The sequence below is a fragment of the Desulfuromonas acetexigens genome, assembly GCF_900111775.1.
Lineage (GTDB): Bacteria > Desulfobacterota > Desulfuromonadia > Desulfuromonadales > Trichloromonadaceae > Trichloromonas > Trichloromonas acetexigens.
The window spans coordinates 200,290-217,558 of record NZ_FOJJ01000034.1 but is presented as its reverse complement, the minus strand read 5'-3'; the positions used below and the strand labels follow the sequence as shown (position 1 = coordinate 217,558).

Below are 17,269 nucleotides of genomic sequence, written 5' to 3'. Positions count from 1 at the left end.
CGCTAATCACTCGGGGGTTTTATGTGTCTCGGCATACCAATGCAGGTCAAAAGCATCACCGGTGAAACAGCGGTCTGCGAGATCGATGGCGTCAAGCGCGAAGCCAGCCTGATGCTGGTGGAGCATGTACGGGTGGGAGATTTCGTGCTGATTCACGCCGGTTTCGCCATGGAAAAACTCGATCCGGCCGAGGCGGAAACGACCCTGGAGCTCTTCCGGCAACTCATCGCCGCCGCGCCGGACGCGCCATGATCGACCTCGCCCTTTTTCGCGATCCTCGGGCGGCTCGGGCGCTGGTTTCGGCCCTCGGAGAGGCGGCCGATGCGGCATCTCGTCCCCTGACCTTCATGGAGGTCTGCGGCACCCACACCATGGCCATCCATCAGCACGGCATCCGCTCCCTTCTGCCCGAATCGATCCGGCTCATCTCTGGCCCCGGCTGCCCGGTCTGCGTCACCCCCATCGCCTACGTCGATCACGCCCTGGCCCTGGCCCGGCGGCCGGACACCTTGATCGCGACCTTCGGCGACATGATCCGGGTTCCGGGATCGAGCAAAAGTCTGCAAGCCGAAAAGGCCCGAGGCGCGGACATCCGCATTGTCTATTCCCCCCTCGACGCCGTCGCCCTGGCCCGGAAAAATCCGGAGCGCGAGGTGGTCTTTCTCGGCGTCGGCTTTGAAACGACGACGCCGACCATCGCCGGGGCGATTCTCGAAGCCCGCCGCCTGGGATTGACCAACTTTTCGGTGCTGAGCGCCAATAAAACTATGCCGGCACCGATGGCGGCGCTCACCGCCGACCCGGATCTGGCCATCGACGGCTATCTCTGCCCAGCCCATGTCGCCACGGTGATCGGCGCCGAGGGCTTCCGCTCCCTCGCCGAAAACTACGGCATCCCCTGCGTCATCACCGGCTTCGAGCCTCTCGACATCCTGCAAGGGCTACTGATGCTCACCCGCCAGGCCCGGGCCGTGGAGGCGCGGGTGGAGATCCAGTACAGCCGCTTCGTCCGCCCCGAAGGCAACACCAAAGCCCGGGAAATCATGGCCCGGATCTTTGCACCCGGCGACGCCGACTGGCGGGGGATCGGCCCGATTCCCGGGAGCGGCCTGCGCATCCGCGACGAATTCGCCGACTACGACGCTGCCCTCAAACTGCCGGTGATCGTCGAACCGGCGCGGGAACCGGCCGGTTGCCGCTGCGGCGAGATCCTCAAAGGTAAGCTCGCCCCCCGCGCCTGCCCCCTCTTCGACGCCGCCTGCACCCCGGAAAACCCCATCGGCGCCTGCATGGTCTCCAGTGAAGGAGCCTGCGCGGCGGCCTATAAATACGGCTGTTAATGCAGTGATTGGTCCATTTTTTTCCCATCACCAATTACCAATCACAAATCATGGAGTTTCAATGAACAACGACATCATCCTCCTCGGATACGGTAGCGGCGGCACTTTGAGTCACCGACTACTCGACGAGTTGATCATCCCGACCCTTTCCGGCGTCGCCGAGCGGGAGCAGAACGATTCGGCTATTCTCGCCCATGGCGGCGGACGTCTCGCCTTCACCACCGACGGCTATGTGGTCGATCCGATCTTCTTTTCCGGGGGGAATATCGGCGATCTGGCGATCAACGGCACGGTCAACGATCTGGCCATGGTCGGCGCGAAACCGCTGGCCGTCGCGGTCGCCTTTATCCTCGAAGAGGGGTTGGCCCTGGCGGAGTTCAGGAAGATTCTGGAAGCGATGCGCGCCGCCGCCGATCTTGCCGGGGTGCGCATCGTCACCGGCGACACCAAGGTGGTACCACGCGGCAAGGGGGACAAAATCTTCATCACCACCTCCGGCATCGGCGTCTTTGCACATGCCCTGGAGATCAGCGGAGGAGGCGCCCAGGTCGGCGACAAGATCCTCATCAACGGACCTGTCGGCGATCATGGATTGGCGGTGCTGGCGGGACGGGAGGGGCTGGAATTGGAGACGGATATCCGCAGCGACAGTGCCCCCCTCAACCATCTGGTCGGCGCGCTGCTCGACGAGTTCGGCGATGCCGTGCATGTCCTGCGCGACCCGACCCGAGGGGGCGTCGCCACCACCCTCAAGGAAATCGCCCGCCAATCCCAGGTCGGCATCCGTCTCGATGAAACCGCCCTACCGATCAATCCGGCGGTGGCCGGAGCCTGCGCCCTCCTCGGTCTCGATCCTCTCTATGTCGCCAACGAAGGCAAGCTGCTGGCCCTGGTCGCGCCGGAGGCAGCCGACGCCCTTCTCGAACAAATGCGCCGTCATCCCCAGGGGCAAGGGGCGGCCCTCATCGGCGAAGTGACGGCAGGGCCGCCCGGCCAAGTGCAGCTGCATACCTCTATCGGCGGCCGCCGCGCCATCGAAATGCTCGCCGGCGAACAGCTGCCCCGCATCTGCTGATTTAAGTCATTTCACCACGGAGGCACAGGGAACACAGAGCAAAGAGCTCCCCTATTCAACCAACGCAACACACATGAAAAAAGCCGGTCGAAACCGGCTTTTTATCATCACCCTCCCATATCTCCGCCGCCGTTCTCCGGTGGCGGCAATTGCAATGGCTGCTTCCGAAAGAGACGCGCCACGGCATTGAGCACCGCCTTTACCCCCCGCCAGATTTTCGGCAACAGCCAGACCATCAGCAGGATGAAAAGGATCAGCGCCCCGACGAAGATCCAGGGAGAATGGAGGGCCGTCCACAGCCCGGCGATGACCAGCACATCTTCGCCGAGGGAAGCGAACCAGTTGCTGAACGGTTCCGGCGAGGTGTTGATCATGATCCGCGAACCGGACTTGGTCAGATGCGTTCCGGCGGCCAGCCCGCCCCCGACCAGGCCGACGGCGATGGAGAGCGCCGGGCTGACCTCGCCGATGGCCCCGGCCGCCAGGACCGCGCCGGCGGGGATACGGATGAAGGTGTGAATGGTATCCCAGCCGGTATCGACCCCAGGGGTCTTATCGGCGAAGAATTCGATAAAGTACATCGCCCCGGCGGCAAAGATCACCATCGGATCGGTCAGAACTTCAAGCCCCGGCGGCAAGGTCATGTTGCCGGTGGCCCCGAGCACGCCGAGGGTGAGGATAGCAGCATAGAGGTTGATACCGCTGGCCCAGGCGGCCCCCATGCTCAGGGCGATGGTATGGATCAACTGATCGAGATGTTCCATGCAGGGCTCCCTTCTTCAATAGTTGCGTGACCCCGGGAATAGGATAATCTTTGATACAGATTACGGATTTATTGGACCCATCATACATCTTTTCCCCCGAAGAGTCAGCCCGGGACGAATTTTACCGGAAGGGAACGGGACGCGGCGCTTTCGCGCTTCTTCGCAAAAAATTCCCTTCCGTCCGAAAAAAGACCAAAAAGATCCTTGACAGGTGCTGCCGCAGAAGGTAGAAGAGACAAAAACGATCTTTTGGGTTTTAATTTATGATGGGACTGACCCGCAAGGGTGAATACGCTATTCGCGGCATGGTCTACCTGGCTCGCCAAGAGCCGGGGAAGCTTATTCTTGTCAACGAGATCGCCGAAACCGTCGACGTTCCCCAGAGCTTTCTGGCGAAGATCTTCCAGGGGCTCACTCGTCTCGGCTTGGTGCGTTCCAGTCGGGGGGCGGGAGGCGGCTTCGCCCTGGCCAAACCGGCGGCGGAAATCAGCCTGCGCGAGGTGATCGAGGCGGTCGAAGGGCCAATCTGCGCCAACCGCTGCGTCATCGACGCCTCGTTCTGCGACCGCAGCGGCGACTGCACCGTGCATCCGGTCTGGCACCGGGTGCAGAATCAGGTGCGCAGCATCCTCGACGGCGTCAGCCTTGCCGAACTGAGTAAATAGCCCTTCAGGAGTTTTTCCATGCTGAAAAAGATCTGGAACTTTTATCGGGACGGCTTCCGCTCCATGGTCCTGGGACGCACCCTGTGGAAGATCGTCCTGATCAAGGTGGCAGTCCTGCTCGTCCTCGCCAATTTCATCCTGCCCAACCATCTCAACCGCAACTTTGATAATGCCCAAGAGCGGGCCGCGCACGTTCTCGATAATCTCACCGAACCCGGCATCGCCGCCGGGGAATAAATTCCCACCAGGAGGCTCCCGTGATCGAATCGCTCGACCTGTCGATGGTCAACTGGGCACGGGCCCAGTTTGCCCTCACTGCCATGTTCCACTGGATTTTCGTCCCCCTGACCCTGGGGCTCTCGTTTCTGCTGGCCTTCTTCGAGACCCTCTATGTCCGCACCGGCAACGAAGCCTGGAAACGCATCACCAAGTTCTGGATGTCCCTCTTCGCGGTCAACTTCGCCATCGGCGTCGCCACCGGTATCATCCTCGAATTCGAGTTCGGCACCAACTGGTCGAACTATTCGTGGATGGTCGGCGACATCTTCGGTGCGCCCCTGGCCGCCGAGGGAATCTTCGCTTTCTTCATCGAGGCGACCTTCTTTGCCGTGATGTTCTTCGGCTGGAACCGGGTCTCCAAAGGCTTTCACCTCTTTTCGACCTGGATGGTCGCGGTCGGCTCCAATCTCTCGGCCCTGTGGATCCTGGTCGCCAACGGCTGGATGCAATATCCGGTCGGCATGAAGTTCAACCCGGAAAGCGCCCGCTTCGAGATGGAAAACTTCTTTGAAGTGCTGCTGTCGCCGGTGGCCATCGGCAAATTCACCCACGTCACCAGCTCCAGCTTCCAGCTCGCCTGCCTCTTCATCGTCGGCGTCTCCTCCTGGTTCCTGCTCCGCCGCCGCCATCAGGAAATGGCCAAGCGCAGCATCATCGTCGCCTCGATCTTCGGCCTCTTCGCCTCCGGTTTCGTCGCCTTCACCGGGGACGAGTCGGCCCACAAAGTCGGTCAATTCCAGCCAATGAAGCTGGCGGCCATGGAAGGCCTCTACGACGGCGAGGTCGGCGCGCCCCTGTTGATCTTCGGTGTCCCCAATCTTGAAAAACGCCCGGGGGATGATCTGCCCGCCTTCCACGAGGCGGTGGGGATCCCTTACGCCCTCTCCTTTCTGACCAACCGCTCTTTCAACAGCTTCGTCCCCGGCATCAACGACCTGCTCTACGGCAACGCCGAGCATGGCGTGATGGGGGTCACCGAGAAGATGACCCTCGGCAAGCAGGCGGTGGAACAGCTCGCTCTCTACAAGGGTGCGAAAAAGGTCGGTAACGACGCGGCGGCGCAACAGGCGCTGGTCGGTTTCGAGCAGACCAGTCCCTACCTCGGCTACGGCTACCTGAACAGCGCCGAGGAAGCGGTCCCCCCCATCGCCCTCAACTTCTTCAGTTTCCGCGTCATGGTCGGGCTGGGGATGTTCTTCCCCCTGCTCTTCCTCGCCTTTCTCATCGCCACCCTCTACGACAAGATCGCCGAGCAGAAATGGCTGCTGGTCACCGGCGTCGCCTCCCTCTTCCTCGGCTACATCGCTTCGGAAGCGGGCTGGGTCGTCGCCGAGGTCGGCCGCCAGCCCTGGGCCATCCAGGGGCTGCTGCCGGTGGGCGTAGCCCGTTCCAACCTGACTGCGGCGACGGTGGCGGGAACCTTCTTCATGTTCCTGTTCCTCTTCACCGTCCTGCTGGTCGCGGAAGTTCGCATCATGCTCAAACAAATCGCCATCGGTCCGGAGGAGAACTGATATGATCGGCAGCCTGGAACTCACTCAACTACAGCAACTCTGGTGGATCATCTGCTCCCTGGTGGGCGCGCTCTTCATCTTCATGAACTTCGTCCAGGGCGGGCAGACCCTGATGTTCTCCCTCGCCAAAAGCCCCGAGGAAAAGACCCTGATCATCAACTCCCTGGGGCGCAAGTGGGAACTGACCTTCACCACCTTGGTCCTCTTCGGCGGGGCGCTCTTCGCCGCCTTTCCCCTCTTTTACGCCACCAGCTTCGGTGGCGCTTACTGGGTGTGGATCGCCATCCTCTTCACCTTCATCATCCAGGCGGTGAGCTATGAATTCCGCCGCAAGCCCAACAACTTTCTCGGCGCCGGCACCTATGAAGTCTTTCTCTTCATCAACGGCAGTCTCGGCCTGTTGCTCATCGGCACCGCCGTCGGCACCTTCTTCACCGGCTCGAACTTTTTGCTCAACGATTACAATTTTGTTAAATGGCAACACCCCCTGCGCGGCCTGGAAGCGGCCTTCAACCTCTTCAATGTCTCGCTCGGCGTCTTTCTGATCTTCAACGCCCGCACCCTGGGAGCCCTCTACCTGGCCAACCATCTCAAGCATGACGAACTGGTGGAACGCTGCCGCCGGGCGGCCTTCGTCAACCTGCTCTGCTCGCTCCCCTTCCTGCTTATCGTCCTCGGCGGCCTGCTGACCATGGACGGCTACACTGTCGACGCCGCGACCGGCGCGGTTTCGCTCGAAGCCGGCAAGTATCTGAACAACCTGCTCGACATGCCGGTTGTGCTGCTTCTGCTCCTCGCCGGGTTGCTGCTGGTGGTCGGCGGCGTCTACCTCGCCCATTACCGGAAAAGCACCCAAGGCATCTGGTTCTCGGGGCCGGGAACGGTGCTGGTGGTGCTGGCCCTGCTCTTCATTGCCGGCTTCAACGGCACGGCCTTCTACCCATCCAAGGTCGACCTGCAGAGCAGCCTGACCATCTACAACGCCTCCAGCAGCCATTACACCCTGACCGCGATGAGCTACATCGCCCTGGCCGTCCCCTTCGTTCTCGCCTATATCGCCTATGTCTGGCGATCAATGGATGCCGGCAAACTCTCCCTCGAAGACGTAGCCAAGGACGGCGAAAACGAAGCTTACTGAGTCCTTGGAGAATCGGAACCTTTACCCAGGAGATTTATCCCATGATTTACATTATGATCGTTGGCTGGTTCGCACTGATCATTACCTCCTATGTCGCTGCTGAAGGAGTATTGCGCCTTTCCGGAAAAATTTGATCCGCGTCCCGAAACGAAAGACAAAACGCAAAACGGCTCCCCGAATTACCGGGGAGCCGTTTTGCGTAGGTCTATGTCCAGAAAGGATTAGATTCTGGTGACGTTGGCGGCCTGGGGGCCTTTCTGCCCTTGAGTCACCTCGAAGCGAACCCGGTCCCCTTCGGCCAGGGATTTGAAGCCGTCGCCCTGGATCGAGGAAAAGTGTACGAATACATCGGGTCCGTTGTCCTGCTCGATGAAACCAAACCCTTTTGCGTCATTGAACCACTTTACAGTACCTTCAGCCATTGTCTTCTGACTCCTTTTGTTCCGATACGGATACGTTGTACGTTGCACCAAAGAGGCTTGCCCAAAAAAAAACCGCCAGCCAAAGGTCTGCGCGGTTGTTCAAAAACTGACTGACGATCAATCGGTCCGGGTTCCGCTTCAGTACAACTTTTATGCTTTCGGACTATCGCACGCCCTCCGAAAAAAAATCAAGCATTTTTTTAAAACAGTGGTTTTAGCCCTGCGGCAGACGATTTCAAGCCGTTTTAGGCAGCCCCACCAGCACCCGGGTTCCCCGCCCCATCCGGCTTTCGATCTCGACGTGCCCGCCATGGGCATCGACGATATGGCGCACGATGCTCATGCCGAGGCCGGTCCCCTCGACGGCGGTATTGGAGGTATCGGCGCGATAGAACTTGTCGAAAACCTTCCCCACCTGCTCCGGGGTCATGCCGATCCCCTCGTCTTCGACACAAATCCGGTATTCGTCGGCCTCCTCGTGCCCCGTGACCCGAATCACTCCACCCCGAGGGGAGAATTTGACGGCATTGCCGAGAATGTTTTCCAGCACCTGTTCGATCTTGCCCACATCCACCGCGAGCAGGGCGGACTCTTTGGGCACCTGCAACTCGATACGATGCCTGTCGGTCAACTTCCCCGCAGCGTCGACCGCCTGCCGCAACAGGGCGTTGAGATCGCAGGGCGTTTTTTCCAGGGGCAGGGCATGCCCCGATTCGATGCGGCTGACATCGAGGAGTTCATCGACGATCTTCGACAAGGACCAGGCCTTGCGATTGATGTAATCGAGGGATTTGCGCTCCTCCTCGCCGAAATGTCCCGACTGGGAGAGCAGCAACTCCGAGTAGCCGACGATGGAAGAGAGGGGGGTGCGCAACTCGTGGGCGGCGGTGGAGATGAACTCGCTCTTCATGCGATCAATACGCCGTTCGCTGGTCACGTCGTGCATGATGATGATGGTGCCGACGGCCGCCCCACCCTGCCGGCGCACCAGGGAGGTGCGCCCTTCGAGAATCCGGCCGGCGGCGCCGCCGGTCCCGGGCAGCTCCACATCGAAACGCGCCCCGCCCTCTTTCTGCTCCAGCGCGGCCAGAAGCCGCCGACGCAGGGCGGGGTCGACGACGACCTTTTGCACAGGGCGGAAACGGGCCTTTTTCAGCGAAATACCCAAAAATTCTTCGGCCGCCTGGCTGAGCAGCAGCACCCGGTCGCGGGCGTCGACGGCGATCAGGACATCGGTCACCGAGTTCAGAATGCTGTCCACCCGCAGGCTGATACTCCGTGCCACCAGGTACCCAGCGGGGATCGACAGCAGCATCATGATCAGGGCGCTCCCCCCCAACCAACGCCCCATGTCGCGCAGCGCCTCGACCATCCGCTCCTGGCTTTCGCGCAGGTCGCTCTCGTAATAACCGGCGCCGATCACCCAATCCCAGGGGGCGAAATAAGCGATGGCTACCGCTTTGTAGCGGGGTTCGATATCTCCGGGATTTTTCCAGGGATAGCGCTCGAAAGTGACCGGCACGTTATCTTCGCGCTGATAGAGGGGCAGGGACAGGGCCTTGCCGATGATCGACTGGATGAAAGGGCGCCCGTCGCTGTCCTGGGAAGCCCAGAGGTTCTCCCCGTCCCGTTCGCCGTTCTGGGAGATGATGTAGCGCCCCTGCTGTTCCCCCTTGCCGCCGAGCACGTAGACGTAGCCGGTCTTGCCGACCACCATGTCCATGATCCCCTGGCGCAGACTTTCGATATTCTCCTGCTTGACCCCGACGTAAAGGGCGCCGATCACCCGGCTTCCCCCGTCATCGAAAATCGGCCGGTAAGCGGTGAGGTACCAGTCGTTGACTACATAGGCCCGCCCGCTGAAGGGTTCACCCCGCAACAGGGCCTCAACGACCGGATTGGCCGTGCCGTCGGGATTGACACTGGGGACGTAGGTGCCGATGGCCCGCCGCCCGTCCGAATCCTCCACGTTGGTCGCCACCCGCAACATATCGCCGGCATCGTTCATCCGTTGAAAGACCGTCGCCGTTCCCCCGACCAGGTCGCGAATGGCATCGACTACCGGCGACGGCAGGGCGGCATCGTCGTTTTTCCCCAACCACTGTCCCCCCACCAGCATCGGCGGCAAGAAGACATCTGTCACCTCGCCGGTGAACTGGTTGCGCGCCTCCCAGCGCAGACTGTCCCGGCCGAGGCTCACCTTGCCGGCACGGGCGAGGATATCCCCAGCGACCCGCAGGTTGGTGTCGACCGTTTTCTGCACCGACTCTTGGGCCGAGCGGCACATGAGATAGACGGCCTGGGCGATCTTGCGCGCCTCGTTCTGCGCCTGGGCCTCGATTTCGTGACCGAAAAAGGTTTCGAGAATCCCCTTCTGATAGAGGCCGACGCCGAAAGCGATAAGCGCCGTCAACAGAATGGGCAAAATCGCCAGAATGGTGATTTTCAAACCGACTTTCACGGGCAACTCCAGGGGGGAGGGATGTTTGGCTGAAAGAAAATTAATTCTGCTTTATGTGGCGGGAAAAAGCAAATACTTTGGGCACAAGTAAAGGGAGGGAAGGGTCAGCCACGGTTGTCGTCAGGACGGTAGCGGCCATTGACCTGATAGACGAAAGCGAGAATTTCCGCAACGGCCTGATAGAGCTCGGGGGGGATATCGTCTCCCACCGGCAACTTCGCCAGCAGCTCCACCAGATCGGGATCTTCCATGATGTAGACACCGGCTTCACGAGCCGTCTCGACGATCTTTTCGGCCAGCACGCCGCGACCACTGGCGACGATTCGCGGCGCGTCCCCCTGCTCCTTGTCATAAAGAAGGGCAACCGCCTTGTCGACCGGTTTATCCTGGGCCATAAAAGACTCCGCTGCGAAAAAAGCTCTTCCGGTGGCATCGCCGCCGTCGGGGAAATTCAATGCGGTGGTGGGTCGCTTCAGTATTTTCCCCTAAAGACCACCTCGGAAACGGTCGATAAGAAGGCAACCAAAGACTTTCTGAGGAGTACGCCATGCCCCACACCGCCTTGATTATCGACCCTTCTCCGGTAGCCCGCAAGACTTTTGCACGGCTGACGGCAACCCTGGGCCTCTTCGACGATCTGCTCTTCAGCGGCAATCGCGCGGAAACCGAAGACCAGCTACGCCAACAGCCGGTAGAGATGATCTTCTGCGGCTGGCGTTCCGAAACGGTGGAAGCGCAATGTGACCTCCTCGACAGCCTCGGGCAGAGTGAGGCATGGGCCGACATTCCCGTCTTCGCCTTCGCCGACGAAGAGAACCTGGCGGAAAAGATTCTGGCCCTGGAACACGGCGCCGCCGACTATCAATCCTTCCGCGCCGACCAGCGCGAACTCGAAGCCCGCATCCACCGCCAACTGCGCCAGCAGGAGCGGACCCGGAAACTGCGCGAGGAAAAAGACCTGCTTGCCCGGCTCGCCCGCACCGACGCCTTGACCGGACTGCACAACCGGGCCCAGCTCGACGCCTCCCTGGAAATCGAACTTTCCCGCAGCCGCCGCAGCCGCAACCCCCTGTCGTTGCTGATGATCGACCTCGACCACTTCAAACGCATCAACGACACCTTCGGACACGCCGTCGGCGACCGGGTTCTGCGCGCCGTCGCCGAAAGTCTGGGGCAAATCACCCGCTGTTCCGATCTGGTCTGCCGCTACGGCGGCGAGGAATTCGCCGTGATCCTGCCGGACACCACCCCCGCCAACGCCTACGCCGTCGCCGAAAAAATCCGCCTGTCGCTCATGGCGTTGAATCTGCGCGAAGGACAGGCGACCCTCCCGGTCACCGCCAGCATCGGCATTAGCGGCACCCGGCCGGAAGGCTTGACCCAGGCCGCCGAACTGCTCCGCGAAGCCGACCAGGCCATGTATCTGAGCAAGCAGCGCGGGCGCAACCGCACGGAAATGTTCCGTCCGCTCCGGCCGGCCAAACCAGGCAAACCCCTGCGCCCGTATCTCGCCTATCCCCGCTCCGCCGTGGCCTTTGCCTGAACCACACCGCCCAATACGAGAAAAGCGCCGGCGAACAACCGGCGCTTTTTTATATCGTATCCCAAAAACAATTTCACCACCGAGGGCACAGAGAACACAGAGTAAAATCAGAGGGTTAAAACCTTAAACGGAGAAGAGTGATTTAACCTGCCGAGCAAGGTTTCTCTTAGGATCTTTTGGCTTCTCTGCGATCTCTGTGACTCAGTGGTCGTCAAGATCCACTCTTAAAAATCATTCTTCCGGCGGACGCGGCTTGAGCAACGACCCGAGAAACTCCACCCGCTCGCACATCTTGCGGAACTTGAGGCCCAGGCAGAACTCGGAGAGGCGATTGAGCTGCTCCGACGCCAGTTCGGTGAACTTCACCACCACCTCATGCCCCTGCCCATCCTTCCGCCAAACCCCGACCACCCTTCCGCTCGCCGAGACGGGAGCCTCCTCCGCCCCCGGCAGACCGATTTCCACGGCCAGCAACTGCCCCAACTCGAGAGGCGCCGCCGTGGTGAAGCGCATGCCGCCGTTACTGAGATTCACTTCCAACGATTCCCCCGCCGTCGGCGGATTGCCGCCCACCGGCCAGAAACGCAGGTTGACTCGGGTGTCGACCCGGAAATGATGGCGGGTATCACCGTGACTGCTCCCCCCCTCGATGCGCAAGCGCAGCAGATGTTCATCGAGCACCTTCTCGACCCGCGCCTGGATGGAAAAGGTCGATAGCCCCGCCTCGCAGAAAACCCGTAGAAGGGATTCCGCAGCGAGGGGGATATCGGCCAGTTCGCCAGCGAGGAAGCGGGCTTCGAGCCCGTCGGGGGGCAAAAAACGGATCGCGCACTCCAGCGTGCGCTCCCCCTCCGCGGTCGGCAAGGCGACCCGGGCGACGCGAAAATCCTCCAGCAATGCCAGCACATCCGGCGAAAACATGGCTTACCTCATCCGACCCTTGGAACCCATTCAACGCACCTTGACCCGCATACGCAGCTGCTTGCGCTGCTCGGCCAGGCAGAAACGGATAATTTTGTCCTGTTCGGTCTCTTCGATCTCCACCAGTTCAAGGGAAACCTGCTGGGCGCCCTCTCCCTGATCGACCAGACGCACCACCCGCCCCACCCCCTGGGCCACCTCGCCGTCGACCTCGGGCAGTCGCAGCTCCAGGCCGAGCAACTGGCCGATGTGCAAGGGCTGCTCGACCTCGAAACGCAGGCCGTTGCCGCTCAGATTGATCTGTTGCCGCCGCACTTCCTGCTGACCGGGGGTTTTGCGATCAACCAGCCAGATTTTGAGAAAGACCTCGGCATCGATCCGGAAGAACTCCCGCTGCTGGGGACGTTCCTCGACCTTGACTGGCTGCAGGCGCAGATATTTTTCCCCCAGGGCCTCGACCACCAGGGCGTGCAAGAGAAAGACCTGCCCCGACCGGTCGCAAGAAAGGACGGCCTCGACGCCGGGGGCGAGTTCCGCCAGGGTCAACTGATGGGGAAAAAGCTCCAAAGCGAATTCGGCCTCGTCGACCTTGCCAACCTTCCCTTCGAGAAAGACCGAACCCGTAGGGGTCGGCAGCACCACCTTGACCATCGGCAAGGCCCCCATGTGGGCCAGAAGTTCATCCACGCGCATCGTTCTCCCCTTTCCCGGCTGCACAGTTTCTCCTTTTGTATACGGATTTAGCGACGTCGCGCAACCCATTAGTTCAGAATGCCCCGGTCGCCGAAGAAAACATCCCCCCGGTGAGGACCGGAGGGATGGATGAGCTGTTCAAGAAGTCGGAAGCGATTAAGCCATGCGAACCCGCACCCTCTCCCGCAGGGCCTTGCGCTGTTCGGCCAGGCAGAAGGCGATAATGCGGTCCTGATCGCGAGGGGCGAGGGTATCGAAAGAGAAGGCCGCATGCTGTGCGCCGTTTTCGGCGGTGAAGAGGCGCACCACCTCGGCGAGGCAACGCACCGGCGCCGAGCGGTCGGAAAGTTCCAGCTCCAGCCAGGCTTTTTCCCCGACCTGCAACGGCGGGGTGATTTCAAAACTGATGCCGCCGCCGCTGAGATTCACTGCCAGCCACTGCCGCTCAGGGCTTTGCCGGTCGGCGCGCAGCGGGCGGTAGCGCACCGCGATTTCCGTATCGATGCGAAAGAAGGCGCGCTCGTCGCTGGGCTCGTAACCCAAGGTCGGCGTGGTCGCCTCTTGGCTGAAAGCAAAAGAAACTTGCGGGGATTTTTTCGGCAGGATTCTCGGCAGTGCGAACATAACAATTCTCCTTGGTCAAAGCAGAAGCCAAAGATCTCTTCTTGCTTGTCTTATCGACCAAGGAGACGATTTTCTTAAGGGAAAAAGCCGGAGCCTGTCGCCGCTCCGGCTTTTTTCAGTAACTTCCGCTCAAGCCCCGCCCGCGACTTTCCTCGGGCAGGCGATAACCGGCCAAGGCGGTCTGGTTGCCCTTGAGTTCGGCCAACTCGGCGGCCACCAGCGCCTGATGCACCCGCGCCCGCTCCAGCAAAGCCTGGTTGCATTCGGCCGCCTGCTCCAGCAGTTCCCGATATTCCCTCCCCAAAGGTAGCAGGTGGGTCGGCAGTCCCTGACGGGTCACCTGCGCCATCAGCGCCGCATCGAGCTCCCGCACCTCGGCCTGACAGGCTTCCATCGCCGCAACCCGTTCTTCGATCAACTCCCGCTCCCCCCGCGCCAAAGGCCCTTCGAGAGAGGTGAAAATCTCCAGCAATTCGCGGTATTGTTCCACGGTCCGCCGCAACAGTTCATCCACGCTGGTCATGGCGCCCCCGTCCGGTTAGAGGGCGACGGCCAGGGGGCGATATCCCGCGGGCGCCGCCTCAAACTTTTTTGCGACGCTCTCGGACGCCTCGGCGGCCTGCTCGGAACGTACCTTGTCGATGGCATCGAGCCAGGTGTCGCGCATCCCGCTCAGCATTTCCCGTACCTCGACCAGCTTGCTCGCGTCGTCCTGAACGTTCGCCGCCAGCAGGGTGCGGATCATATAATCATAAAGCGATTCCAGGTTGGCCGCGATCTCGCCGCCGATCTCATGATCGAGGGTTGCCGAAAGCTCCGAGAGGATGGCGATGGCCTTGCTGATACGCTCGCCGCGATAGGCGATTTTCTTGTTCGCCATCGCCTCTTCGGCTTCGCCGACAAAACGGATTGCCCCGTTGTAAAGCATGATCAACAGCTGCTCGGGGGAAGCCGTATTGACCTGATTCTCGAAATATTGATTCATATAGGCAGCGGACATCTTTCGACCTCCTTGTGATTTTACATGTTTGCCCAGATCGCGGCTTGCTGGCTGAAATAATTCCCTTGGGAATTCATCGAACTGACCAGTTGTTCCATGGCGGAGAACTGGGCGGTCAACTGTTCCTCGTAAGCCGTCAGGCGTTCTTCTCCCCGGGCAATCTCTTTATCGAGACTGCGGATGGAGCTTTCAATGATCGACTGCCGGTTGGCCAACACGCCGGTGGTCGGGCTGGTGAAACTGACGAGGGATTCCTTGAGCAGGTCGCCGATCCCCTTGACCGTGAGGTCGTCTCCGGCCAGAAGACTTTTGACTCCCGCCAGGTTATCGCTGATCGCCTTTCCCAGCTTCGTGGTATCGACAGTCAGGGAGCCGTCCTTCTCGGTCTTGACTCCCAGTTGGTATAATCCCGTGGCATCCGTGGTGTTGTATAGCTTGCCCCTCAAGGTTCGCATGACCACCTGGATTCCGCCGTCGTTGGCCAAGGCTTCATCCTGGGACGCTTTGAGCAGATCGTTAAAGGCGGAAACGAAATCCTCGACCTTTTTCTGGATTCCGGCATTGTCCGTGGTCACGGTAATGTTCGTCGCGGTCACGGCATTCCAATCCGGTGCGCCGGAATCGAACCCAGCGGCGGACTGCTTGAGGTCCAGGGTCACGCCGGGAATTGCTTCGGTGAGGGTGTTGCTGTCACTGCGAATGGTCACCCCGTCCACCTGCACAATCGCCTGTCGAGCGGCACTCGATACGGCGGTATCCTTCACTGGTAAGGCGGCGCCACCAGTCAGATTCGAGGCATCCAACGTAATGTTGGCATCCTTCACCGTCTTGCCGGTCAGCACCAGCCGGTAAGGCGTGCCGCTGCCGTCGTTGATGATCGAGGCGGTCACGCCGCTATCAGCACTTTTCGCATTGATAGCGTCGCGCATGCCTTCAAGGGTGTTGTTGCTTTCGTCGATGGCGATATCGACATAACCATCGGGATAAGCAACCGCGTCGAGCCCGTCGTGACCCAGGCGAAGGGTTCCCGTGCCGAAGGTCGTGGTACTCTTGTCCGCCACTCCCTGATAGACCGCCTTTTCCACCTGGGCCAACTGACCGACTTTGACCTGGTAACTGCCCGGCGTCGCCGAGCTATAGGCCGTGGCCGAAAGATTGGTTTCGGAGCTGGCGGTCGCTTTGTTGGCGAGCAGATCGCGTCCGGTTTCAAGGCCATCGACCTTGGCCAGCAGGGAGTCCAGCTTGGTATCGAACGTCTTCAGAGCGGTAAGACGGGCATTAGCTTGCGTCTTACGCTCTTCCATGCGCGTGATGGGAGTCCGTTTGACCCCAACCAGCGCTTCGATGATGGCGCCGGTATCCATTCCCGATGCAAGTCCACCCAAGGTTAAACCCATGATTTCCTCCCCGGATTCCGCATCCGCACCTAGCCTTTGTCATCGACCAGCAGGCCGCGATAATTGCGTAGATCCTTGGCCGTCTCCAGCACCTCTTCCGCCGGGATCTGGCGCACGAGTTCGTCTGTCTGGCGATCATAGATTTTGACCACCAGCGCCTGGATATCCTTGTCCATCTCAAAGCGCACACTGTGCGTTCCGTTGTCGGTCAAGGCGGTGATCTTGTCAAGAATCTCTTCCGGAGCGACTTTTTTTTCGTTTTTGGCTTCAACGGCCGCCGCACCAGAACTCCGTTCCCGTTGAATTTTCTCGGGAGCGGTCGCCTGCTGCTGCACCGTGTTGCCCGCGGGTGAAAATGATCCGATTTTCATGGCGAAACTCCCTGGCCCGGCTTCCTGGTTTCAGTAGAGGCCGGGCTGAAAAAGCCGGGAGACGGGAGATCCGTCCCCCGGCATACTCCGGGTTACTGAATTACTGGAGCAGAGAAAGAACGACTTGCGGCGATTGGTTGGCCTGGGCCAGAATCGAGACCCCCGCCTGTTGCAGAACGTTCGCCTTGGTCATTTCCGCCGTCTCGGCCGCGATGTCCGCATCCAGAATCTGGGAACGGGCGGCGGAGAGGTTCTCGGCCAAAGCGGCCGAGTTCTTGGCGCGGGATTCAAGGACGGTGATCGCCTTGCCGAAATCCCCCCGGGCCTTGCTGACGCTGTCGATGGCCGCTTCCACGGTGCTGGCGGTGGAGCCGGCGGCCACCGAAGCGGTGGCGACGTTCAGATTATAGGTGTCGGTCTCGCCGACGGTAAAGCTAACATTGAGGCCACTCAGAAGTGAAACGCCGTTGAACTTGGTGTTGGTCTTGATGTTGTTGATCTCGGTCTGCAGCGACGTCATTTCGGCGGTGATCGCCGATTTGTCGTTCGCGTTCAGAGCGCCGTCGCCCTTCTGGTTGACCAGTTCGCGCATCCGCTCGAGCATGTTGGCCACTTCCGCCAGGGCGCCGTCGCCGGCTTTCGCCATGGAAACGCCGTCGTTCGCATTACGTACCGATTGGTTCAGGGCGCGGATCTTGCCCCCGAGCCGGCTGGAGATACCCAGACCGGCGGCATCGTCCTGTCCGCTGTTGATCCGCTTGCCGGTGGCCAGACGCTCCATTGATTTCGCCAGCTTGCTCTGGCTGCCGGAAAGGTGACGTTGCGCGTTGAGGGATGCCATATTGGTGTTGATTACCATTGCCATGATGTTCCTCCTTGAGGTTTGGTGACGGGCTTCCTTGCCCTTCGGGTTGTGTGTTCAAGAAGATTTCGCACGTTACGCCTGATCGAGTCACCCCCTTTCCCGGCAGTCTGGCGATCCCTTCCCTCGATTGTCTTATCGACCGACCCGGTCGAAAACTTTAGAATTTTTTTCACATCCCGCTAAATATTTTTAACTTC

At 60.5% G+C, this 17,269-nt stretch carries 20 protein-coding genes; 8 read left to right on the top strand and 12 right to left on the bottom strand.

Annotated elements, in window-relative coordinates; all coding sequences use genetic code 11:
- Positions 1 to 21 precede the first annotated feature (21 nt).
- From BQ4888_RS11755 to hypE, 3 genes are all read left to right on the top strand, one after another.
- Entirely contained in the window at positions 22 to 252 is a 231-nt protein-coding gene (locus BQ4888_RS11755; RefSeq protein ID WP_092057447.1) for a HypC/HybG/HupF family hydrogenase formation chaperone, read from the top strand.
- Positions 249 to 1,340: a hydrogenase formation protein HypD gene (gene hypD / locus BQ4888_RS11750; protein WP_092057446.1), complete on the top strand. Its 1,092-nt coding sequence runs from the start codon at positions 249 to 251 to the stop codon at positions 1,338 to 1,340. The genes BQ4888_RS11755 and hypD overlap by 4 nt, the downstream gene beginning before the upstream one ends.
- A 61-nt stretch (positions 1,341 to 1,401) precedes the next feature.
- Positions 1,402 to 2,415 carry a hydrogenase expression/formation protein HypE gene (gene hypE / locus BQ4888_RS11745; RefSeq protein WP_092057445.1) on the top strand — a complete coding sequence of 338 codons (1,014 nt, stop codon included), beginning with the start codon at positions 1,402 to 1,404 and terminating at the stop codon, positions 2,413 to 2,415.
- A gap of 107 nt (positions 2,416 to 2,522) precedes the next feature.
- On the opposite strand, the gene BQ4888_RS11740 is transcribed toward hypE, so the two are convergent.
- Positions 2,523 to 3,179 (bottom strand): DUF4126 domain-containing protein, encoded by a 657-nt coding sequence (locus tag BQ4888_RS11740; RefSeq protein WP_092057444.1) that lies wholly within the window; start codon positions 3,177 to 3,179, stop codon positions 2,523 to 2,525.
- A 263-nt stretch (positions 3,180 to 3,442) separates the two neighbouring features.
- Between BQ4888_RS11740 and BQ4888_RS11735 the strand changes: the two genes are divergently transcribed.
- Genes BQ4888_RS11735 through cydB form a run of 4 tightly spaced genes read left to right on the top strand, consistent with a single transcriptional unit; the run spans position 3,443 to position 6,775 of the window.
- Positions 3,443 to 3,844: an RrF2 family transcriptional regulator gene (locus BQ4888_RS11735; RefSeq protein WP_092057443.1), complete on the top strand. Its 402-nt coding sequence runs from the start codon at positions 3,443 to 3,445 to the stop codon at positions 3,842 to 3,844.
- A gap of 18 nt (positions 3,845 to 3,862) precedes the next feature.
- Entirely contained in the window at positions 3,863 to 4,081 is a 219-nt protein-coding gene (locus BQ4888_RS11730) for a DUF4492 domain-containing protein (RefSeq protein WP_092057442.1), read from the top strand.
- Between the two features lie 20 nt (positions 4,082 to 4,101).
- Entirely contained in the window at positions 4,102 to 5,637 is a 1,536-nt protein-coding gene (locus BQ4888_RS11725; protein ID WP_205748005.1) for a cytochrome ubiquinol oxidase subunit I, read from the top strand.
- A gap of 1 nt (position 5,638) precedes the next feature.
- On the top strand, positions 5,639 to 6,775 hold the full coding sequence (gene cydB, locus BQ4888_RS11720; RefSeq protein WP_170232842.1) for a cytochrome d ubiquinol oxidase subunit II: 1,137 nt from the start codon (positions 5,639 to 5,641) through the stop codon (positions 6,773 to 6,775).
- 221 nt (positions 6,776 to 6,996) lie between these two features.
- On the opposite strand, the gene BQ4888_RS11715 is transcribed toward cydB, so the two are convergent.
- From BQ4888_RS11715 to BQ4888_RS11705, 3 genes are all read right to left on the bottom strand, one after another.
- On the bottom strand, positions 6,997 to 7,197 hold the full coding sequence (locus tag BQ4888_RS11715; protein ID WP_092057441.1) for a cold-shock protein: 201 nt from the start codon (positions 7,195 to 7,197) through the stop codon (positions 6,997 to 6,999).
- Between the two features lie 235 nt (positions 7,198 to 7,432).
- On the bottom strand, positions 7,433 to 9,658 hold the full coding sequence (locus BQ4888_RS11710; protein ID WP_140396650.1) for a Cache 3/Cache 2 fusion domain-containing protein: 2,226 nt from the start codon (positions 9,656 to 9,658) through the stop codon (positions 7,433 to 7,435).
- Positions 9,659 to 9,762: 104 nt separating this feature from the next.
- Positions 9,763 to 10,053 carry an EscU/YscU/HrcU family type III secretion system export apparatus switch protein gene (locus tag BQ4888_RS11705; protein ID WP_092057439.1) on the bottom strand — a complete coding sequence of 97 codons (291 nt, stop codon included), beginning with the start codon at positions 10,051 to 10,053 and terminating at the stop codon, positions 9,763 to 9,765.
- A 152-nt stretch (positions 10,054 to 10,205) separates the two neighbouring features.
- Between BQ4888_RS11705 and BQ4888_RS11700 the strand changes: the two genes are divergently transcribed.
- Positions 10,206 to 11,201 (top strand): GGDEF domain-containing protein, encoded by a 996-nt coding sequence (locus tag BQ4888_RS11700; protein ID WP_092057438.1) that lies wholly within the window; start codon positions 10,206 to 10,208, stop codon positions 11,199 to 11,201.
- Between the two features lie 231 nt (positions 11,202 to 11,432).
- Here the strand turns inward: BQ4888_RS11700 and BQ4888_RS11695 are convergent, their stop codons facing one another.
- The 8 genes from BQ4888_RS11695 to BQ4888_RS11660 all read right to left on the bottom strand — a co-directional run bounded on the left by BQ4888_RS11695 (position 11,433) and on the right by BQ4888_RS11660 (position 17,072).
- Positions 11,433 to 12,122, bottom strand: a complete 690-nt coding sequence (locus BQ4888_RS11695) for a PilZ domain-containing protein (RefSeq protein ID WP_092057437.1) — start codon at positions 12,120 to 12,122, stop codon at positions 11,433 to 11,435.
- 30 nt (positions 12,123 to 12,152) lie between these two features.
- Positions 12,153 to 12,809, bottom strand: a complete 657-nt coding sequence (locus tag BQ4888_RS11690; protein ID WP_170232841.1) for a PilZ domain-containing protein — start codon at positions 12,807 to 12,809, stop codon at positions 12,153 to 12,155.
- 162 nt (positions 12,810 to 12,971) lie between these two features.
- Positions 12,972 to 13,439: a flagellar brake protein gene (locus tag BQ4888_RS11685; RefSeq protein WP_092057435.1), complete on the bottom strand. Its 468-nt coding sequence runs from the start codon at positions 13,437 to 13,439 to the stop codon at positions 12,972 to 12,974.
- A 115-nt stretch (positions 13,440 to 13,554) separates the two neighbouring features.
- On the bottom strand, positions 13,555 to 13,962 hold the full coding sequence (locus BQ4888_RS11680) for a hypothetical protein (RefSeq protein ID WP_092057434.1): 408 nt from the start codon (positions 13,960 to 13,962) through the stop codon (positions 13,555 to 13,557).
- 15 nt (positions 13,963 to 13,977) lie between these two features.
- Positions 13,978 to 14,439: a flagellar export chaperone FliS gene (gene fliS / locus BQ4888_RS11675; RefSeq protein WP_092057433.1), complete on the bottom strand. Its 462-nt coding sequence runs from the start codon at positions 14,437 to 14,439 to the stop codon at positions 13,978 to 13,980.
- A 20-nt stretch (positions 14,440 to 14,459) separates the two neighbouring features.
- Positions 14,460 to 15,836 carry a flagellar filament capping protein FliD gene (gene fliD, locus BQ4888_RS11670; protein ID WP_092057432.1) on the bottom strand — a complete coding sequence of 459 codons (1,377 nt, stop codon included), beginning with the start codon at positions 15,834 to 15,836 and terminating at the stop codon, positions 14,460 to 14,462.
- 29 nt (positions 15,837 to 15,865) lie between these two features.
- Complete coding sequence (locus BQ4888_RS11665; RefSeq protein ID WP_092057431.1) at positions 15,866 to 16,207, bottom strand: flagellar protein FlaG; 342 nt, start codon at positions 16,205 to 16,207, stop codon at positions 15,866 to 15,868.
- Positions 16,208 to 16,307: 100 nt separating this feature from the next.
- On the bottom strand, positions 16,308 to 17,072 hold the full coding sequence (locus BQ4888_RS11660; RefSeq protein ID WP_092057430.1) for a flagellin N-terminal helical domain-containing protein: 765 nt from the start codon (positions 17,070 to 17,072) through the stop codon (positions 16,308 to 16,310).
- Positions 17,073 to 17,269 lie beyond the last annotated feature (197 nt).

Bases quoted from the DNA above. Each gene is read 5' to 3' on its own strand.
- BQ4888_RS11695 (WP_092057437.1), bottom strand. From the start codon at position 12,122: ATGTTTTCGCCGGATGTGCTGGCATTGCTGGAGGATTTTCGCGTCGCC.
- cydB (WP_170232842.1), top strand. From the start codon at position 5,639: ATGATCGGCAGCCTGGAACTCACTCAACTACAGCAACTCTGGTGGATC.
- BQ4888_RS11755 (WP_092057447.1), top strand. From the start codon at position 22: ATGTGTCTCGGCATACCAATGCAGGTCAAAAGCATCACCGGTGAAACA.
- BQ4888_RS11735 (WP_092057443.1), top strand. From the start codon at position 3,443: ATGATGGGACTGACCCGCAAGGGTGAATACGCTATTCGCGGCATGGTC.
- hypD (WP_092057446.1), top strand. From the start codon at position 249: ATGATCGACCTCGCCCTTTTTCGCGATCCTCGGGCGGCTCGGGCGCTG.
- BQ4888_RS11660 (WP_092057430.1), bottom strand. From the start codon at position 17,072: ATGGCAATGGTAATCAACACCAATATGGCATCCCTCAACGCGCAACGT.
- BQ4888_RS11680 (WP_092057434.1), bottom strand. From the start codon at position 13,962: ATGACCAGCGTGGATGAACTGTTGCGGCGGACCGTGGAACAATACCGC.
- fliD (WP_092057432.1), bottom strand. From the start codon at position 15,836: ATGGGTTTAACCTTGGGTGGACTTGCATCGGGAATGGATACCGGCGCC.
- BQ4888_RS11740 (WP_092057444.1), bottom strand. From the start codon at position 3,179: ATGGAACATCTCGATCAGTTGATCCATACCATCGCCCTGAGCATGGGG.
- BQ4888_RS11705 (WP_092057439.1), bottom strand. From the start codon at position 10,053: ATGGCCCAGGATAAACCGGTCGACAAGGCGGTTGCCCTTCTTTATGAC.
- hypE (WP_092057445.1), top strand. From the start codon at position 1,402: ATGAACAACGACATCATCCTCCTCGGATACGGTAGCGGCGGCACTTTG.
- BQ4888_RS11685 (WP_092057435.1), bottom strand. From the start codon at position 13,439: ATGTTCGCACTGCCGAGAATCCTGCCGAAAAAATCCCCGCAAGTTTCT.
- BQ4888_RS11665 (WP_092057431.1), bottom strand. From the start codon at position 16,207: ATGAAAATCGGATCATTTTCACCCGCGGGCAACACGGTGCAGCAGCAG.
- fliS (WP_092057433.1), bottom strand. From the start codon at position 14,439: ATGTCCGCTGCCTATATGAATCAATATTTCGAGAATCAGGTCAATACG.
- BQ4888_RS11715 (WP_092057441.1), bottom strand. From the start codon at position 7,197: ATGGCTGAAGGTACTGTAAAGTGGTTCAATGACGCAAAAGGGTTTGGT.
- BQ4888_RS11730 (WP_092057442.1), top strand. From the start codon at position 3,863: ATGCTGAAAAAGATCTGGAACTTTTATCGGGACGGCTTCCGCTCCATG.
- BQ4888_RS11700 (WP_092057438.1), top strand. From the start codon at position 10,206: ATGCCCCACACCGCCTTGATTATCGACCCTTCTCCGGTAGCCCGCAAG.